Annotated in this window: 16 protein-coding genes and 3 pseudogenes; 3 read left to right on the top strand and 16 right to left on the bottom strand. The window is 44.2% G+C overall.

Features of this window, described 5'->3' with window-relative positions; genetic code table 11:
• Positions 1-7: 7 nt before the first annotated feature.
• The 8 genes and pseudogenes from V7K97_RS19015 to V7K97_RS18980 form a co-directional block, all read right to left on the bottom strand.
• On the bottom strand, positions 8-997 hold the full coding sequence (locus tag V7K97_RS19015; protein ID WP_334802563.1) for an SPFH domain-containing protein: 990 nt from the start codon (positions 995-997) through the stop codon (positions 8-10).
• Positions 998-1,016: 19 nt separating this feature from the next.
• On the bottom strand, positions 1,017-1,382 hold the full coding sequence (locus V7K97_RS19010) for an HPF/RaiA family ribosome-associated protein (RefSeq protein WP_334802562.1): 366 nt from the start codon (positions 1,380-1,382) through the stop codon (positions 1,017-1,019).
• 68 nt (positions 1,383-1,450) lie between these two features.
• A pseudogene (locus V7K97_RS19005) lies at positions 1,451-1,759 on the bottom strand (phosphoketolase); the annotation flags it as partial.
• Between the two features lie 75 nt (positions 1,760-1,834).
• Entirely contained in the window at positions 1,835-2,071 is a 237-nt protein-coding gene (locus V7K97_RS19000; RefSeq protein ID WP_334802653.1) for a universal stress protein, read from the bottom strand.
• 36 nt (positions 2,072-2,107) lie between these two features.
• On the bottom strand, positions 2,108-2,329 hold the full coding sequence (locus V7K97_RS18995; RefSeq protein ID WP_334802561.1) for a hypothetical protein: 222 nt from the start codon (positions 2,327-2,329) through the stop codon (positions 2,108-2,110).
• A 75-nt stretch (positions 2,330-2,404) separates the two neighbouring features.
• On the bottom strand, positions 2,405-2,551 hold the full coding sequence (locus tag V7K97_RS18990; protein ID WP_334802560.1) for a hypothetical protein: 147 nt from the start codon (positions 2,549-2,551) through the stop codon (positions 2,405-2,407).
• Between the two features lie 36 nt (positions 2,552-2,587).
• Complete coding sequence (locus V7K97_RS18985) at positions 2,588-2,956, bottom strand: Crp/Fnr family transcriptional regulator (protein ID WP_334802559.1); 369 nt, start codon at positions 2,954-2,956, stop codon at positions 2,588-2,590.
• Positions 2,957-3,703: 747 nt separating this feature from the next.
• Positions 3,704-5,017 carry a substrate-binding domain-containing protein gene (locus V7K97_RS18980; protein ID WP_334802558.1) on the bottom strand — a complete coding sequence of 438 codons (1,314 nt, stop codon included), beginning with the start codon at positions 5,015-5,017 and terminating at the stop codon, positions 3,704-3,706.
• Positions 5,018-6,083: 1,066 nt separating this feature from the next.
• Here V7K97_RS18980 and V7K97_RS18975 point away from each other — a divergent pair.
• A pseudogene (locus V7K97_RS18975) lies at positions 6,084-6,281 on the top strand (transposase); the annotation flags it as partial.
• An 863-nt stretch (positions 6,282-7,144) separates the two neighbouring features.
• On the opposite strand, the gene V7K97_RS18970 reads toward V7K97_RS18975, so the two are convergent.
• The 8 genes from V7K97_RS18970 to V7K97_RS18935 form a co-directional block, all read right to left on the bottom strand.
• Positions 7,145-8,650, bottom strand: coding sequence for a citrate/2-methylcitrate synthase (locus V7K97_RS18970; protein ID WP_334802557.1), 1,506 nt, complete (start codon positions 8,648-8,650; stop codon positions 7,145-7,147).
• A 6-nt stretch (positions 8,651-8,656) separates the two neighbouring features.
• Positions 8,657-10,348, bottom strand: coding sequence for an amino acid adenylation domain-containing protein (locus tag V7K97_RS18965; RefSeq protein WP_334802556.1), 1,692 nt, complete (start codon positions 10,346-10,348; stop codon positions 8,657-8,659).
• Positions 10,349-10,402: 54 nt separating this feature from the next.
• Positions 10,403-11,218 (bottom strand): ABC transporter ATP-binding protein, encoded by an 816-nt coding sequence (locus tag V7K97_RS18960; protein WP_334802555.1) that lies wholly within the window; start codon positions 11,216-11,218, stop codon positions 10,403-10,405.
• Positions 11,219-11,622: 404 nt separating this feature from the next.
• A complete protein-coding gene (locus V7K97_RS18955) occupies positions 11,623-11,781 on the bottom strand; it encodes a DUF7219 family protein (RefSeq protein ID WP_442936912.1) in 159 nt (52 codons plus the stop codon).
• Complete coding sequence (locus V7K97_RS18950) at positions 11,739-12,356, bottom strand: alpha/beta fold hydrolase (protein WP_334802554.1); 618 nt, start codon at positions 12,354-12,356, stop codon at positions 11,739-11,741. Before V7K97_RS18950 ends, V7K97_RS18955 begins: the two co-directional genes overlap by 43 nt.
• A gap of 1,294 nt (positions 12,357-13,650) precedes the next feature.
• Complete coding sequence (gene msrB, locus V7K97_RS18945; RefSeq protein WP_334802553.1) at positions 13,651-14,064, bottom strand: peptide-methionine (R)-S-oxide reductase MsrB; 414 nt, start codon at positions 14,062-14,064, stop codon at positions 13,651-13,653.
• 70 nt (positions 14,065-14,134) lie between these two features.
• Positions 14,135-15,202 (bottom strand): FecCD family ABC transporter permease, encoded by a 1,068-nt coding sequence (locus V7K97_RS18940; protein WP_334802552.1) that lies wholly within the window; start codon positions 15,200-15,202, stop codon positions 14,135-14,137.
• Positions 15,199-16,215, bottom strand: coding sequence for a FecCD family ABC transporter permease (locus tag V7K97_RS18935; protein ID WP_334802551.1), 1,017 nt, complete (start codon positions 16,213-16,215; stop codon positions 15,199-15,201). The genes V7K97_RS18940 and V7K97_RS18935 overlap by 4 nt, the downstream gene beginning before the upstream one ends.
• A 426-nt stretch (positions 16,216-16,641) precedes the next feature.
• Here V7K97_RS18935 and V7K97_RS18930 point away from each other — a divergent pair, with 426 nt between their 5' ends.
• Entirely contained in the window at positions 16,642-16,869 is a 228-nt protein-coding gene (locus V7K97_RS18930; RefSeq protein ID WP_334802550.1) for a hypothetical protein, read from the top strand.
• 7 nt (positions 16,870-16,876) lie between these two features.
• Positions 16,877-17,222: pseudogene (locus V7K97_RS32115) on the top strand (IS701 family transposase); the annotation flags it as partial.
• Positions 17,223-17,848: the final 626 nt, after the last annotated feature.

Genomic DNA, 17,848 nt, shown 5'->3' with positions numbered 1-17,848 from the left:
CCTTTTTTCAGCCAAATTTAAGGGTGTGGCAGACCAAGCGGGCAATCATCAGTGCTTCATCTGTGTGAATTACGCGGACAGGAACCCTGCTAGTTACCGCAGAAATCACGTCCTCATTCGCTGCGTTTCGCTTTGCTTCGAGTTCGATGCCAAGGAAACCCAGCCCATCGCAAATCCGGGCGCGGACTGTGGGGGCATTCTCCCCGATGCCCCCTGCGAACACTAATCTGTCCACTCCGCCCAATGCCGCTGCGAATGCGCCGATCCATTTCTTGACCTGGTAGCAAAATAGTGCGATCGCGATCGCCGCCCGCTCGTCCTGCATTTCCCGATCGAGCAAGTCACGCATATCGGAACTGGTTTCAGATATTCCCAGCAACCCGGACTGGAAATTAACCATCTCATTGAATTGCTTCGCGCTCATTTGTTCAGTCCGCGCCAGATACCAAACCAGTCCCGGATCGAGATCGCCAGAACGGGTACTCATCGGCAATCCGGCGGTCGGCGTAAAACTCATACTAGTGTCCACGGGTTTGCCGTCATGTACCGCCGTTTGGGAGACCCAACTAATCGCGCTTTTATAGTCCGCCACATCTAGGGCTGCTTTCTGAGGATCGATAACCTTCCAAAACAGAACTGCATCTACGTCAACCGGCACCGTATCCTTAGTCAGAGTCTTCTCCGCCTGAAAAGAAGCGGTGATCACGCGAGTATCAATCCGGTAAGGTATGGTGTCAATGATCGGAATAATGAAAACGAGTCCAGCTCCCTTGAGAGCGAGGAATTTTCCTAACCGCAATACCACCAATCTTTCCCACTCATTCGCCACCTTAATAGCGCTCGAAAGAATTGAAGCTAACACACATCCAACACCAAGAATTACGATTAAAAGAAGTAATGAGCTAGTAGTGGTTGGATTACTTTCATCCATCGCCAGCAGACCTTTGTAGTCGGCAACCAGCATCCTTGCAGTGTCTATAAGGTCTTGTGCATTCATCTCTGACTCCTCGGAAAATTTATTGACTATTAACTGAGCTAGATAGAGGTGGGTCAGTTCTGTGATTTTCTTGGTGGTGCAGTCGTCCGAGAGTGCTATCGATCAATCTGATCAATTTATCGGCAGCCCCGTCAACGGCTTGGTCTAAGGTCGCTGCCTGATGTGTTACCGCGATGGGCTGGCGGCCTTTGAGTCGGGCTTCTATCATGCAGCGCATATCGTCATCGCCGCCCTTCTTGTCGCTGTTCTCATCGCTCAGGTGAACATCAACGTGAGTGATGCGATCGCTGAATCGGCTCAGGCTCTCTTCCACTACACCACTAACCTGAGTGGCTAGTGCTTCGTGACCTTCGATGTTATGTCCGGTATGGATTTGGATTTGCACGATGTTCTCCTGTTGTAATTGTGATTGGCTTAATGTTCAGATGGAATGACCGAATTATCAATTACGAATTATTCTCGTCCTGTCCCCCACCTCCAATTGCCGATTTCTGGCAAGTCTTCGCCGTGCTTGTCGATGTAATGCTTATGCTCGATCAACTTGTCCTGCATCATCTGCTTGAGATAGTCTCCCTGACTACCCAAATGCAGCAGACGATCCACCACGTCTTGCACCAGATGAAAGCGATTCAGGTCATTTTGCACCCTCATGTCAAAAGCCGTTGTGATCCTGCCCTCTTCCTTGTACCCCCGGACGTGGAGATTGCGATTGGTACGGCGGTAGGTCAACCGATGCACCAACCGGTATCCATGAAAGCCAAAGCCGCCTCCATACTCAGCCATTGCGGGAGGGCGTGTTTGCCAGCAACTACCACTACTTTCAAGGTTCTTCCCTCTTTATTTATCTTTATCAGGATTTGTATCTTTTATGACTAAAACAGAACAATTCGCACGATCAACCACATGATTGCTGACACTACCGACGAAAAATTCTGCGATCGCTTCCAGTGGGGCGTAGCCCATCGCAGGGTGGTCATGCCGACCCAGTACGATCAGATCAGCATTCCACTCTTGAGCAACACTGGAAATCGTTGCCCCTGGCTCACCAAAATTGTGTTGGTATTCAGCAGGAATATTTCGGGCAGTTACCTGATGACAGTATTCTTGTAATCAAGCTTTTGCCTGCTCAATCTCTAACTGTAGTGTTTCGTCGTAGAGTGATTGAGAAAATCCAGCGCTGGACGGATAGAGTCCAAACATCCCACCTGACTCGAATCCTGGATCGATCCCAGTAAAATCTACGAGGCAATCAAGGATCATGAGAATAGCGATCGCGGTTGTCCATCCAGAGCTAACAACTTGCTCATCAATTTCAGGGTCAATAGTTCTCATGTTGATCTCCTTTTGAATCAAATCCTAAATGACCGCAGAGTTCTCGAAGAATTTCTTCACTGTTGCACTCGCTCATCACTTTCTGTTGATTAACTCTCGACCTCCGCAAAATTCCTGATTAGTTCCCTGAAATGCTGACAAAACTATAACCCCTAAATGTACCACATCTCCATATCTAATTTTGATGTGTTTGCCCTGCATTTTGATGAACTTTTTACTCATAAATAAGACTCCTTTGATTCACTGTTGATGCTTGATTTAGACCAGATGCTGCAAGCGACTCAGACGCTTTGAGTAACTTTTCATCACCTCTACAGCAAACATGGGTGTTTCCTGAACAGCAAAGAGAAACTCTTCCTCATTAAGGAAAACCAGTTTGCTATCTACCTTGGCGATCGCTGTATAAGTTCTCTTTTTAACTCCTACAAGTACCCCGACATCAAAAACTTCACCCGTCTCAATGGTTTCTACAACTTTGCTATTGACTAATATATCTACCTCTCCTTCAATAATCCCATACATTTCACCACCAGGCTGTCCTTCTTCAAAGATGACTTGGCCTGCTGAAAATACTTTAGGGTCGGATTGTTTTTGAAAGATACTGACTGTTAACACAGGACTTAGCATTAGAGCAACCCCAAATTCTTTGTTTTTAAACGAAACCTTTATATAGCTTTAGGCGAACCCATAAAAGTACACTACTTTCTGTCGATTAACTATCGAACTTCGCAAATTTCCTGATTAGCTGCCTGACATATCATTAAATCAGAAAGCATCAAATACTTCTTGTATCTTGCTAGGTAAATAATTTAAATTCTATCTACTACTTTTGAATATTTTATGAGGATTTGTATAACTTATACATCAACTAAAACATTTACTAAAACACGATCTTTGACAGCAAAACGTTATACTTTTTCTTGTGAAAATAAGGGGATATCAATCACTATGGTAAAACAATTGCAATTCGCGGCATCGATCTTCAAATCCGCCGTGGCGAATTGTTTAGATTGATTGGGCCTGACGGTGCAGGTAAGACAACCGGGAGCATCCCAATTTGGCAAAAATAAAAGAATCCATATTATTCGCGAGTCTGCATCGCGAATAATATGGGAATTCAGTCTTGTCGCCTAATAAGGTTAAATAAATTACTTTTTAACCGCAGAGGCAATAGAGTTGCCAGTGCGCCCTTGCGGTTAAGAGACTTGTTCGCGTAGCTTCTCCCAGGGGGAGAAGCTACTGGCGCAACACAGAGAGAAAAAACAGATTTTAGGAGTCACCTTGAAAGGGCTAGTCCTACCTTCATATCCTTGCCAAGATATTTATAAACCAGAGAGGCAAGAGCGGTTAAGACCAAAAATGGTATTCACGCAATTATGGAGCTACGTAAGTATTGACAAGAGTGGTAGCCTGCTTTTTAATGGCATCGGGAAGAGGAGCATATCCCCGAGCAATAGCTATGTTGTTCGGGTTGGTTGTGACATTTGCTGGTGCTGGAACAGGTGGTACTCCTAAAGCCCAGTTGATGAATCCTTTAATACCAGCTGCTACCTTAGCATCTGCATATTTTCCATAAAATAGCACGTAAGATGCGCTAACAAGGGGGTAAGCATTTGCAGCTGTTGGATCAGTGACTACAAGTTTAATCCGCCGAGGACTTGCATCTTGGTCAGTCGCACCGACAAAAGCATTTCCAATTGAAGTTGGTGAGATGGGGTTGTAAGTACCTGCCTTGTTCTGTAAGACAGCAGCTTGCAGACCATTAGCTAACCGCGTAGAATTATCCACATAACCAATTGCACCAGCAGTAGTTTTGATCTTGGTGGCTACACCTCCACTTTTTGAGGCAAATTGGAAATTGGCTGGCCAAACAACTGTATTGGCTGGTAGTGGATTGGGTATACCACCAGCTTGAGCAATACTTATTTCACCAACTCCTCTGTTCCATGTAGCACCAAATACTGCCTTTAGATTACTGCTTAAAGTAAAAGTGTTAGCACTATTGTCACTACGACGTACTACAACGATGGGCTTATTTACTGCAATTATTGCGCCGCCATTATCTGCTTTAATTTTGGCATCATTCCAATTTGTGATGGTGCCGTTAAAAATACCAAGGTAAGTAGCTCGTGAAAGTTTAATTCCACCTGCTGGTACATTTAGACCAGTGGGGTTGTAAGCTAACGCAACTCCGTAGGTGATCACAGGCACTTGGATGGGGGTACCAGTATTGGGACCTGCACTAAGTGTTTCTGTTCCTGTTATGGGGTCATCACTATTTGCAAAAGAGACTGGGGGATTGATAGTTGCCCCAGTCGCAGGTGGTGGGGTTTGAGTGAAAAAAGCTGTTACCCCTGCACTACTATTAATCGAAGCATATCTGAATGTAACGAGCGGATTGACTGCTCCTGGAGGATTGAGGGTTTTAGGATTTCCAAGACCGTAGGTGTTAAACCATGAGCCTTGTGGGGCATAAGGAGAGGTAGTTCCTGTACCCACAAACAAAGTATTTATACTGCCTCCACCTGCACCATTTATGGAGGTTACTCCAGCTGGGGCAGGGGTCGTGGCGGTCTGAGCTAGAGATTTATGAGTAGCGGATTGACCTACTACTAAACCAGTTGCTATGGCAAGTACAGAAATTGAACTTGCTAAATAGGTCAATTGACGATCGCGATAAAAAGCCATATCAAGCTCCTTCAAATTAATTTCTGGTTCCACACCTTATCAAATCAAAATCAAGTGTCAAACTAGCGATTAAAAATAACCTTTTATAAGCACAGTAAACTTGCATAAAAAAGCTATTTATTAAACAAAGGTTTGCACAAAACTCTTCAGAATGTAGAGCAGATTAAAGGCAAAGCTTTAAATATGTAGAGGGTGTTAAACTATTGCTAATTTACCCTCTAACATAATTATTTGCTAGTTAAAACTCTACATTCAATGTAAGTTTGTATAAATAAACATTCAGTGGCTTTAGTAGAAGGAAATGGTTAATAGGTACTATTAATCATGCCTAAATTACCATTTTTAGTCTCTCATTCCCTTTTAAAAAGCCATGTTTAATTTTACCTACTTACTTATTTGGGATGGCAAGTTCATCTGAATTATAAAAATTACTTTCTTTAATGTAGATATGCAGCAGTTTACCACAAACTACCGCTAAGTGCGAAGTAAAGAAAGTCAGAATTTCACAGATCATTTAGGACTGCTATATGGTTAATAGCTAGTTAAATTTTGCCAATGAATTTAACATTATAATGTTAAGATTAACAGAAAGTTAAGGCAATATTAAACTTAATTAGATTATAGAATGATTAAAAAGCTTAAATATATTTTGGTAATTTAGAGGTGTTTGAAAGGTGGTTTTTATGGAAAATTTTATTCCTTTTACAGAGAAAAATAAACACCTTTCACTTAATATAGGACTTACGCTGCGCCAGGTGATATCAGCTATCCGACAGATTTGGAGCTACTAAATCAAGCTAGAAAACATACAGAAAAAATTATAGATTTTCTTTATAAAAACTCCATCCCCTTGTGGGTAGAGTTTTTAGTCAAAAGTCATTAGTCATTAGTACCAACGACCAATGACTTTTGACTAATGACTAAAGCGGCGGGGTGGCTATCCCTCTACAGACACCTGGGGTGGAGTTTCCCGCCGCTTTTTATGAACAGATAAAGGGTCAATTAGAGAAAAAACCAAGAACATATCGAAAGGTAGCAACAAAAGACTATTTAGAAGTAGCTAAAAAACGTCGCGTATCCCAAAAAGAAACAAGCATTGGAATCCGAGAGAATTCGTAATTGTATTGAGGGAAAGTTTGGACAGGCTCAAAGAAGATTTACCCTCAATCGGGTGATGGCGAAATTGTCTCATACTTCTGAAACAGCAATCGCTATTACTTTTTTAGTGATGAATCTTTCTACTCACCGAACAAGGCAAAAGTAAAAAGGCAAAAGAAAGAAAGAAAGAAAGAAAGAAAGAAAGAAAGAAAGAAAGAAAGAAAGAAAGAAAAAGAAAAATGGTTTGAGAGCAACTAAATTTATTTATGGAATGAAATAAAAACATTTATAACGATAGCGCCGGCGGCAAGCGAGTCATCGAGCGTCGTGGCGTAGCGCGTTCGCATGATTGCGTCTCGTAGAAAAAAATAAGGTGTCATTATTAAATCCCCTCAATTTATTTATGGGGATTATCTTTTTACTTTTTACTTTTTACTTCTTAACTGTCACGGTTTTTTTGTGCTTTTTTATCTCTATTTTTCCAAAATAGAACTTTCTTACAGTCTAAAATAATTGAAAATTATACCTTTGCTGTTTCTAGACAATGAAAGCTTATATCTGATCTTGCTTGAATAACTAGTCAACCCTTAAGATTGCTTTTCCATTACTTTTTCAGCAACCCCTATCTAAACCCGGATTTCTCACTTCTGAGAAAAAATCATGGGGATGAACAAAGTTTAGGGTGATTTAATTAATACATCATTATTCGTAAATTCAAGGGTTTAAGACCCCAACCATTACACTTAGTATCAGTTGAGTTGGGGTTTAAATCCCCGACTCCAACTGTCTTTAATTTTGAAGTAATAAGTAATAAGTAATGGGTATTACTCATTACTCATTATATCAAGTCCGGATAATTAGTTATGATTCCCACAGTCATTGCACCCCACCCCCAGCCCCTCCCCGCAAGCGGGGAGGGGAGACAAAGCACAGCTTTGGCGGGGTGGGGTTCTTCGGGTTTAGTAAGTATTCAAGCGGACATGATATTACTCATTTATTTAATCGTAATTTGTAGTTTTGCACTTCCTGCTAGTAAGTTTGCGGTTCGGCAAGTGTGCTTAAGAAACGGTACTTGCGGCTAGTTGCGCCGACGTATTGCAGCCGAGGACGAATCAGAACATTGTTGCTTTTCTGCTCTAAGGACTGGGCGATCCATCCGGCAATCCGTCCGGCGACGTACATCGGTACAGCCAGATCATCAGGCAATCCCAGCAGGCGGTAGGTAAGTCCGGCATAGAGGTCTGCGTTTGGTTCAACCCCATGCAGTGAGTAAGGCTCCATCGCCTTAACAATAGCTTCAATGATCGCGAGTCCGTGGGTGTCTCTGTGTTCCCAACTGAGACTGCGGGCAGCTTCACGAAAGTGACGGACGCGCGGATCTTCGGTTCGGTATACCCGATGCCCAAAGCCCATCACAGGCTGATTCCTTTCCAGGCAGTTACGCACATAGGCTTCGGCGTTGTCTGGTGTGCCGACTGCATCAATCAGTTCAAGAGCTCGCTCGGTTGCACCACCATGCAAAGATCCTGAGAAGGCCGCAATGGCTGCGGTGATTGCTGCATAAAGGTTTGCCTTGCATCCGATCGCAACACGAGCGGCAAACGCTGAAGCATTTAAGCCGTGTTCCGCGTGTGCAATGAGATCCTTGTCTACGAAGCGGACTGCACTGGGTGACGGCTCCTCCCCAAACAGCATATAGAGAAAGTTTTTAGCGTGCGACAAGGTTGCATGGGGCGCTATAGGTTCGCGTCCACTGCGGATTGCGTGATGGGTGGCAACCAGCGTTGGGATTTGTGCGATCAGACGAAGCCCAGAGCGCATAGCTGCTGCTTGCGACTCGTCTTGACCATTGCACGCCAGCGCACCCAAGGCAGAGATGCCGGTTCGCAAGACTTCCATCGGATGGGCATGAGCGAGCATCCGTACAAGATCAACGATCGCCGTAGGTAGCTCACGGTGTAATCGCAGCTCCTCTTGAAAGGCTGCGAGGGTGGGGGCATCGGGCAGTTCCCCATTCAGTAACAGCCATGCTGTCTCCTCGAACGAAGACTGTTCGACTAAATCGTGAATATTGTAGCCGCGATGTTCAAGCACGCCTCTTTCGCCATCGATGTTTGTAATTGTGCTGCGCTCAATGTAGACACCTTCTAACCCACGATGCACTGTGATGGTGGTTGGCTTAATCGCAGGGGTGACGGTAGCTGCTGACTTTGCACCCCGATCAACGCGAGTCGTGTGCTTCTGGGCGAACTCTCGAATCGCGCTAACTGAATGGAGCTGTAACATAATCTGGTCAGTAATTTTTATCCTCAGCTCGGTTTCGAGGGCAATCATCAGGGTCACATGGCTCAGTGAGTCCCATTCCCGGATTGATTGATACATTAAGTCGTTGCTGATGCGCTCAACATTGATACCAAGTACGCGGGCGATCAGCGAGTCTACTGCGGTGATGATCTCTACTTCTTCTGGTGCAACCGCCATCTGATCTTGCGATAAGATCAGGTCATGGCGAAGGTGTAAATCTAATTCATTCATCAGTATTCATCCTTGACGATTAGGTTCATGAGTTAAGTGTTCTTTGAGCCATTGTCGCAACGCTTTGCGGTCAACCTTGCCGTTTTCGTTAAGCGGCATATCGTCCCTAATGAAAATTGAGCGTGGCATGATATAGTTCGGCAGATACTGTCCTGCAATAGCACCCAGTTTTGACGAATCAGCAACTCCAGAAACGACGGCAACAATGAAGTCAGGCTGGTGTTCGTCGGGCCACGGCAGCGCCACCGCTTCGATGCAGCCCACACGACGGAGAACTGCCTCGATTTCGCCAAGCTCAATCCGATACCCACTGACCTTTACCTGCTGATCGCTGCGACCGAGGTAAACATAATGATCTGCTCGACGGATGACGAGATCCCCTGTCCGATAGTATCTGCGGGTCGTTACCGCCGATGTTTGTTTTTCAAAGAAGCACCTAGCTGTCAATTCTGGATCGCGCCAGTACTCAGGTGAGGTCTGCGGCCCCGATACACAGAGTTCGCCAACTTTGCCTGGTGCGACCTCACGGAGTGAGGCATCAACCACCAGGGGCGACAAACCGGGGTATACCTCACCAATGGGAACTAGATCGTGTACGCATTCCGCAGGCGAAGTTATGGAATTCCACCTATAAGCTGCACAGGCAATGGTGAGTTCTGTTGGTCCATAGAGATTTTCAATGATTGATTGCGGAGCCGCCGCCTGCCATGCCTCTGCGATCGCGCGGGGTAGTCCTTCGCCACAGAAGAGGCTCCAACGCAAGGTCGGCATACTGCCGGGAGTCAGTGCTACACGTTTAATTAGTAGTGCTGCAACCGAGGGAACCGAGAAGTACACTGTGATCTGATGTTCTTCAAGGAAGCGGAAGGGTGCAAGAAGTTCGATCGGTTGCATCGAACAGACGCAGGCACCACTCTCCCACGCCATGAACAGATCGAACACTGATAGGTCAAAGGTTTGGTCGAAGGTCTGAGTGAGTCGATCAGCAGGTGTTAGCCTGTAACGCGCCAGGTTCACGTTTAAGAAGGCACGAACATTGGCATGGGTGATGGGTACTCCCTTTGGAGTTCCGGTGCTGCCTGAAGTAAAAAGAAGGTATGCTAAATCATCGGGTGCGATCGCTGGCAGGGTCGATAAAGGCGAAGTTTTTGCGAGATCCTGGCGATCAAACACCAGTCCAGGCAGTGTACTTCGCACTTCCTGTCCATTTGTCGCTGGCAGCAGGATCGCTGGCTGGTGCGGCAATCCCCGCAGTAACTCAGGGAGCTGCGGCAACGACTCGTTGTCAACAAGCAGAGCATCCAGGTCAGCCTGCTCGATCATAGCGCGTGTGCGCTCCAAAGGAAACTTGGGGTTCAATGGGACAAACGCCGCACCTGCAAAGAGACTGGCTAGAACTCCCAGATATGAGGTTTCACTGCGGTAGGCGAAGATGCCGACGCGATGAGGGCGACCCTCGGCGGCGGCGACAAGGCACGCAGCCCAGCGACGAGCCGTGTCAGCGACCTCGGCATAGGTATAGATCCGCTTTCCGAGGGTCAAAGCCGCATGGTGGGGGAGGCGATCGGCATGATGAAGGAAGCCGGCACGCAGACTGTGTACATCGGGCAACTGGGTACTACTTGAAGATGAAGAGTCCGCTTGAGCAGCAACTAAAATCAGCTTTCTCGTATCAATTTGAATAGAAAACTCGCTCATAATAACTTGAGTTGGATGTCAGAAAAAGTCTTTAAACTAGGCAGAAACAGGGGTTTATGGATCTTGGGTTAGATGATAGCGATGCCGACCCAAAGGAACACACCAAGGTTTACCCGTTACTGGATCTGGTACAATTCGACAAGCTAATCCAAACACCTCTTGCACCATTTCTTCTGTGATTACATCTGCTGGATTTCCATAACCCATAACAGCGCCATCGCGTAAAGCTACTAAATTGTGAGCATAACGACACGCCTGATTCAGGTCATGCAACACCATGACAATTGTCCGCCCCTCAAGTTGATTCAAATCCCACAGTAATTCCAGCACCTCCACTTGATGCGCTAAATCTAAGAAAGTAGTCGGCTCATCCAATAATAAAATTTGTGTATCTTGTGCTAAAGTCATGGCTATCCAAGCACGTTGCCTCTGTCCACCGGAGAGGGTATCTACGGCTCTATTAGCTAATTCGTTAAGGTCTGTAGTTGTTAATGCTTTGCGGACTTGAAGCTCATCAACAGCCGTCCAAGATTGAAACCAATTATGTTGATATGGATAACGACCTTGGGCTACCAAATCTCGCACAGTCAATCCTTCTGGTGCAGATGGGCCTTGAGGGAGAATACCAAGTTGCTGTGCAACTTTGGTTGTTGACTGTCGAAAGATATCAGCGCCATTGAGATATACAGTACCAATATGGGGTTTGAGTAATCTAGCTAAACCCCGCAGGAGAGTAGATTTACCACAGCCATTGGGGCCGACTAGAGCAGTAATTTGTCCCGTGGGAATCAACAGGTTAAGACCGAATATAACAGGTTTGCCCTCGTAAGCGAGGCTCAGATGTTGAGTTTCAAGGACTGTATTCTCCATAGGGCTTTCTGATTCTTGGATAATGTGTGTAATGGTATGTGTGGGCGCTTTGTGGCTTCTGCTGGCGGATGGCTTTCTTTTTTTAACTGTGGAGTCATCACATACCAAGAGTTTCCTTCAAGTTAGCGATCGCCCTTTAAAATATGTAAATCATATTGCGATGATATATTACCAATAATATTGGGTATTTAGTGCTGCACTTGGTAAAGAAACTCTGACAAAAGACTTGGGTAAACATACATCAGTACTTTCCCAGAGGATTGCGATCGTAGGGCGGGGTAGTGTATGCTCTCCCCACCCTAGTAGTCTGTCAAGCTAGTTTTGAGGGGTTCGTAGTTGCGCTTTAGCGCTAAAGCGCAACTACGAACTAAATTAATACCCCTCAATTTAAACTTGACGGACTACTAGCTATTTAATAGTGATTTTTTAGCAGATTTTAACTGCATCCATTGGTGGTGAATTTGTTTATAAGCTTCTTCTGGAGAAATTTTCCCAGCAGTTTGCAGACTAGATATGTAGTTTACCCGTTGTGAAAACTCTTGCAGATGTGCATTAAATGCCAAATACTCTGTCTTGAATTGTCCATGGGATCATTCTTGCTAGCACATATCATCATGGGCATAGAAACTCCGCCTTTAGGTAACTCCATTAACTTGAAAAGAGAGTGCGAAAGAGGGGATTGTTCTAAATCTCTACATAATACAGCCATTAACTTTTTAGTAGTATTATGGGGTTGTTCGCCAAAGAGATGACGAACACTGCTTGCTAAAACTTGCTCACGACTCATAGTAAATACTTGTCTTTGCAGATAATAGTTGACATGCCAAGTATTAGCCGGTTGAGAAGCTACAGCCAATAAGACCAGAGATTGCACTTTTTGGGGATAGCGACGAGCAAAACTTAAGGCGATTGCACCACCAGCACCATGACCTGCTAAATGTATAGGATGAGAATACTGTCCTAAAAATTCATCCACCAAATCTACAACTTCATCTATAGAACTACCTTCATCTTGGTAGTGGCAATATTCCCATTGAGCCACATTCAGATACTGCGATATGTATCTTAGTAATGGTCGATCAAAACGCTGCAATACGTGACTAGAATTGATCCAAAGAACATCGATATCATCAGACATAAATACTCTCAAACCTCAAAATTTGGGAATAATCAATTTTTCAAGGGTGTCATTCCACTCTTGCGCTGTCAAAACTCCCGTGAAATTATGCCTTGTAGCGTTAATAGTTCACCATAAAAATGCGATCGCGACTTTAGGAAGCTTCGTAGTGTTCACACGAACATCCCTAAGCGAGTTCTAATTAACTTCAGGTTGTTGCAAAGATTCACGTCCAGTTTCATGAGATTGTATCTCTCCGTTAGAAAAAGCTGGAATGGACAAACTGAACTAGCCAGCCTAATAGCAAGCTTTTCTAGTGTTTGCCGTTTTTTTTGTCAGGTATATTAGTTTTTTGACAATTTCACTGATTTCTAGCAAATATATCATACACCTTGCCAATATTTTTAACATTTAGGAATGGGATTTAGCATCAGGGCAGCCCAATTTAGACATCGCCTTTTCATCATTTGCTGACTCACTAGGTGATCATCAAGAGAAAATCGTCAAGTAAAAATGGCACGCTTGTAAGGCGCAAACCCTTTGGGACTGACAAATAAAAAAATATCCCAAAACCGACACAAAACCCTCTCTATTTATCTTCTCTCTGTGTTCTCTGCGCGGCAGTCGCTAGCCCAGTGAGGAGTTGTTCACGTCAAAACTGTAAGATTTAGGATACTTTTTTTTAAAATTTTTATCAGGAATATATTTGATATTTTACTCACAAAGTTGGTAATATTCAGACTAGGTTAACTGACGTACCTGATGCAACAACCCCAATTCAAGGAACACGAATCTTGGGGTGAGGTTGTCATAGGGTTTTAGATCAAGGGTAATATCATGTCCGCTTGATTGCTTATTAAACCCGAAGAACCCCACCCCCAACCCCCTCCCCGCTCTTCGAGAGGGGACTATGATGTACCTCATGTGATTAGGAAATGCTATATAGGAATCCGGTTTGATTTCTGAAAAAAATTAAGTATTTGTAGGGTGCGTTATGACTTTAGTCTAACGCACCAAACCCTTGAAAATGGTGCGTTACTACGTGTTGTTCAAAAATCAAATAGTAATCCTATATCTCTTAAGCAATACAACGAAAAATTTACCGAATAAGGCAAAAGTAAAAAGTTAAAAGGCACTCATATAGCGGTTCCCATTCAGATGAAGTACAACATTATACCGCAAGGTGTAGGGGCACGGCACTGCCGTGCCCCTACGGGTGTACCTTACTAGGTCGGAAAATGCTATAAAGAAAAATGCTTAGAGAGCAACTAAATTTATTTATGGGGATTATCTTTTTACTTTTTACTTATAAAAGTCAGCCTGGCTCAGAAATAAACTTGAGAGCAATCCCATTCATGCAGTAGCGTTGACCAGTAGGGGCAGGGCCGTCGCCAAATACATGACCTAGATGACTACCACAGCGACAACAATGCACTTCAGTTCTGGTCATATTATATGATTTGTCTATAGATGTACCAATTGCCCCTTCTATGGGAGCGAAAAAACTGGGCCAGCCTGTACCACTGCTAAATTTAGTATTAGATGTAAAAAGTGGTGAATTACAAGCTGCACATATATAAGTACCCTCAGTATCTTGCTTATCAAGTGGGCTAGTACAAGCGCGTTCAGTTCCATGTTGACGCATTACTTCATACTGTTCTGGCGTTAAAATTGCACGCCACTCTTCTTCAGTTTTGGTGATTTCAAACTCACTATTTGAAGTTGTCATAACTGCCTCATAAAACTAACATGACTTATTTGATTCCAACTATTTGGTAGTATATCAAAGCAATTAATACTCATCGTTGCCGCCTTTGATACAGTAAATAGATAAAATAAGGCGCTCCCAAGGCAGCAGTGAGCAAACCACAGGGTAATTCTGTCGGAGAAAACAAAGTTCTACCCAGAAAATCTGCTGATGCTACCAATAATCCCCCGATTAAGGCGGCGACTGGTAATAAATTTTGATGTATTGATCCAACAAGTCTGCGTGCTAAATGAGGAGCCATTAATCCAACGAAGCCAATTGTACCGGCAATCGCTACACTTGACCCAGCCAGTGCCACACTCACTAACAATAATTTGCTCCTTTGCCATGTGACTCGGCTACCGAGTCCTTTAGCTACCAAGTCACCCAATTGCAGAGTATCAAGTTCCCGCGCCAGGAGTAAAGCTAAGGGAACGAAGACGACTAGCCAAGGTAGCAGTTGCCAAAGTTGCTCCCAACTTTTACCAGCAACACTACCCGCCAGCCACACCAGCGCTCTACTGACGTTGCTGATTTTACCGAAAGTCAACATCAAAGTAGTAAAAGCTCCCATAATTGCCGCGAGTGCTACTCCCACCAACACTAAACGCAGAGGTGATTTTTCCCCCGTCCCAGCTAGCAAGTAGATGAGACAGGCGACAACAAAAGCACCACCAAAGGCTGCTAGAGGCAAATACATAGTGGGTACAGCCGGGAATAATACAATCAAACTCACTGCTGCTAAGGCTGCACCTGCATTTACGCCAATGATGCCAGGATCAGCTAAAGGATTACGTGTCAATCCTTGTAAAATTGCACCGGCAACTCCCAAGCCTACTCCGATCAACCAAGAGATTAACACTCTAGGTAAACGCAAGGTAACAACAACAAAGGGAGATTCTGGATCTTGAGTTGGTAAACCAAGAACAGCTTTCACTATATCTGCCGGTGGGACAGGGTAATCTCCCAAACTGAGGCTCATTCCCAAGACAGTGAGGGTGATTAATACCACTACCAACAATACTCTAGTTACAGACTGGTTGCCGAGGATTAAATTTTGAATTTTGAGTCGCACCTTTAGTGCGCTTGAAGCGCAACTTGAATTTTGAATTGTTGTCATCTCTTCACCCGCCAACGCACTAAATACAACAAAAAGGGCGCTCCTAACATTGCTGTCATCACGCCAACAGGTAATTCTTGGGGTCTAATTAAGCAACGGGCTGCTAAATCTGCCCATACTAGTAAATCTGCACCAAACACAGCCGCACAAGGCAATACCCAACGATGATCAATACCCACCGCTCCCCGCGCCAGATGGGGAACTACCAGACCGACAAAGCCGACAGGCCCTGCTAATGCTACAGCACTTCCCGCTAGTATGACAACGCTCGATGCTGTTATCAACTTGATCCAACCTGTTTGTTGACCTAAACCTGTAGCTACCGATTCTCCTAAACTGAGAACATTGATCTGTCTACTTAAGGCAAAGGCTGTTAATAGCCCCACTATCATCCAAGGTAGGACAGTCAGAAATAGATTGAAGTTCACTCCTGCGAGAGAACCTGCTAGCCAGAAGCGAACTTCTTCCAGAGTGCGATCGCTCAAAATCAGTACACCTGTAGTAATTGATGATAGTAAGGCGGTGAGGGCTGCACCAGCGATAGTCAACTTCAGTGGTGTTGTACCCCCTTGTCCCAGAGAACCGAGGGCATAAACTGCGATCGCTGCTAACAATGCTCCTAGAAATGCTACAAGGGTAATCAGGGCTGGTGAAGATATACCTAAGCCAAAGACCATTACTACCACTGCTAAGGCTGCACCTGCATTGATCCCCAAGATCCCAGGCGCAGCTAAGGGATTTTGAGTCAGCCCTTGCATTAACGCCCCAGCTATAGCCAAACTAGCACCGACCATACTTGCAATCAGTGTACGCGGTAGGCGGATCGAGCGGATAATTATGTGTTCGGTGGAGTTATCAAAGTTGGTAAAGGCGGTAAGTATTTGGGAGGTAGAAATGTCAGCAGCACCGTAACTAATGCTGGCAAATATGCCCAGTAACAGTAATAAAACTGCTATAGCTAGGCTGAGGATACGAGTATTGTATCTTTGTGGATTGGTAGTGGTTGCGTTCATGGGTAATAAGGAATTGGCGGAGTCCGACTTTTCCAGTTTTTCTGCAATATTAAAACACTAAAAAAATATAAAAAGCTGCTAGGGCAAGGCACTCAGTATATAGCAAGAATATCATACATATAGCAAATTTACTTGCAAAGAGCAAAATTTTTTTGATATGGTGCCCGCTAGAACAACGATTCACTAATAAAACACAAGACTGATAGGCATTGCTGAATTATGGGATGATTTCGCCCAATTTAGAAGGAATTTTCATGGCTTGAACCGCCAATTCATCCCGCATTTATGCAACGCCAACTGATAAACCCTGGACGTTTGTGGGTAAGTATCAGCCAAGACCGAAGCCTTATTAAGAATAGAGTCAATAGCTTCTGCATATATCAACGATTTTATTGACGGGTTTTGCAGTAATTTAGTATACTTTATTTGGCTAATAACTCCAGTACTTATGAGCTTTATGTAGGTATTGCTGAACTGTTCGGTATACAGGTAAAAGCACTAAAAGACTTAAGAATTTTGGATGATTTGCTAATGGAAGAAGAATATAGTTACACAAATTTTGACGGGAAGAAAATTCTCAAATCTGCTGCCTACATCAACTATCATAAGCATGTATTTACCTGCTTGCTATCACAGACTGAATCGACTTGTTGATAATACAGTGAAACTATTCCGGGTAACTGTCTCCACCGACAGAACGGATTTTATCGCTACAAACGATTTATCTCAACGTTCTACGGACGTTGTACAAACAGTGTGTAAGGTTCGATTTAGGTTGAGGAGTTTTATAGAGAATTAAAACAATTGACTGGTATTGAATCGTGTCAATGTCGCAAGGGTCGTATTCAAAGAAATCATGAAAGTCTCGCGCTATTTTAGTTTGGCTTAGACTCAAAGATTTAGCTTATAAAACAGGTATTACAATCTATCAAATTAAGCATGGATTGCTATCAAATTATTTAGTTCAGCAACTTCAACGTCCAGATGTTTCCATGTTTGTCCTCTAGTTGTTTTGCGTGGGAACGAGAGTGCAAGCGCCATTGGTTGTGAAAGTTGCGTAATATCATGTCCGCTTGATTACTTATCAAACCTGAAGAACCCCACCCCGCCAAAGCTACGCTTTGTCTCCCCTCCCGAAGAGCGGGGAGGGGATTAAGTTGGGGTCTCCCCAAGTGGAGCATCTGGCGTGTGGGGTGCAATGACTATGGGAATCATAACTAAATTATGCGGACATGATATAACTCCTGTCGGTGTTCTAGGCAGCCAGGACAAATCCATGTCATCTGTGACTCGTTCCTAAGCCACTCATTTGTCATGAGAACATGATGATTTAAATTATTTAGCCGCATTAGTATTCTGATTGAGTTCTTGATTCTTGACCGTGCAACCCCTACACCCTCTCATCCAGCCATATTAAGGGTTTGCGCCTTATAAGCGTGCCATTCGGATTTGAGAATTCTCTCTTGGTGATGACCAACTTGGTTAGCAAATGATCAAAAAGCGATGCCTAATTTGGGCTGCGCCGACGCTAAATCGCATTCCTCAATGTTAAATATATTGGCTATGTGTATGATATACTTGCTGAAAATCAGCAAAATTCTCAAAACATCAACATGTTTGCCAACAAAAACGG

It is taken from the genome of Nostoc sp. (assembly GCF_036917815.1).
Taxonomy (GTDB): Bacteria; Cyanobacteriota; Cyanobacteriia; order Cyanobacteriales; family Nostocaceae; genus Nostoc.
The sequence above is the reverse complement of the archived record's forward strand: the minus strand, read 5'-3'. Positions and strand labels throughout refer to the sequence as shown.

Bases quoted from the DNA above. Each gene is read 5' to 3' on its own strand.
- V7K97_RS18940 (WP_334802552.1), bottom strand. From the start codon at position 15,202: ATGACAACAATTCAAAATTCAAGTTGCGCTTCAAGCGCACTAAAGGTG.
- V7K97_RS18985 (WP_334802559.1), bottom strand. From the start codon at position 2,956: ATGCTAAGTCCTGTGTTAACAGTCAGTATCTTTCAAAAACAATCCGAC.
- V7K97_RS18990 (WP_334802560.1), bottom strand. From the start codon at position 2,551: ATGAGTAAAAAGTTCATCAAAATGCAGGGCAAACACATCAAAATTAGA.
- msrB (WP_334802553.1), bottom strand. From the start codon at position 14,064: ATGACAACTTCAAATAGTGAGTTTGAAATCACCAAAACTGAAGAAGAG.
- V7K97_RS18935 (WP_334802551.1), bottom strand. From the start codon at position 16,215: ATGAACGCAACCACTACCAATCCACAAAGATACAATACTCGTATCCTC.
- V7K97_RS19015 (WP_334802563.1), bottom strand. From the start codon at position 997: ATGAATGCACAAGACCTTATAGACACTGCAAGGATGCTGGTTGCCGAC.
- V7K97_RS18970 (WP_334802557.1), bottom strand. From the start codon at position 8,650: ATGAATGAATTAGATTTACACCTTCGCCATGACCTGATCTTATCGCAA.
- V7K97_RS18950 (WP_334802554.1), bottom strand. From the start codon at position 12,356: ATGTCTGATGATATCGATGTTCTTTGGATCAATTCTAGTCACGTATTG.
- V7K97_RS18995 (WP_334802561.1), bottom strand. From the start codon at position 2,329: ATGAGAACTATTGACCCTGAAATTGATGAGCAAGTTGTTAGCTCTGGA.
- V7K97_RS18965 (WP_334802556.1), bottom strand. From the start codon at position 10,348: ATGAGCGAGTTTTCTATTCAAATTGATACGAGAAAGCTGATTTTAGTT.
- V7K97_RS18960 (WP_334802555.1), bottom strand. From the start codon at position 11,218: ATGGAGAATACAGTCCTTGAAACTCAACATCTGAGCCTCGCTTACGAG.
- V7K97_RS18980 (WP_334802558.1), bottom strand. From the start codon at position 5,017: ATGGCTTTTTATCGCGATCGTCAATTGACCTATTTAGCAAGTTCAATT.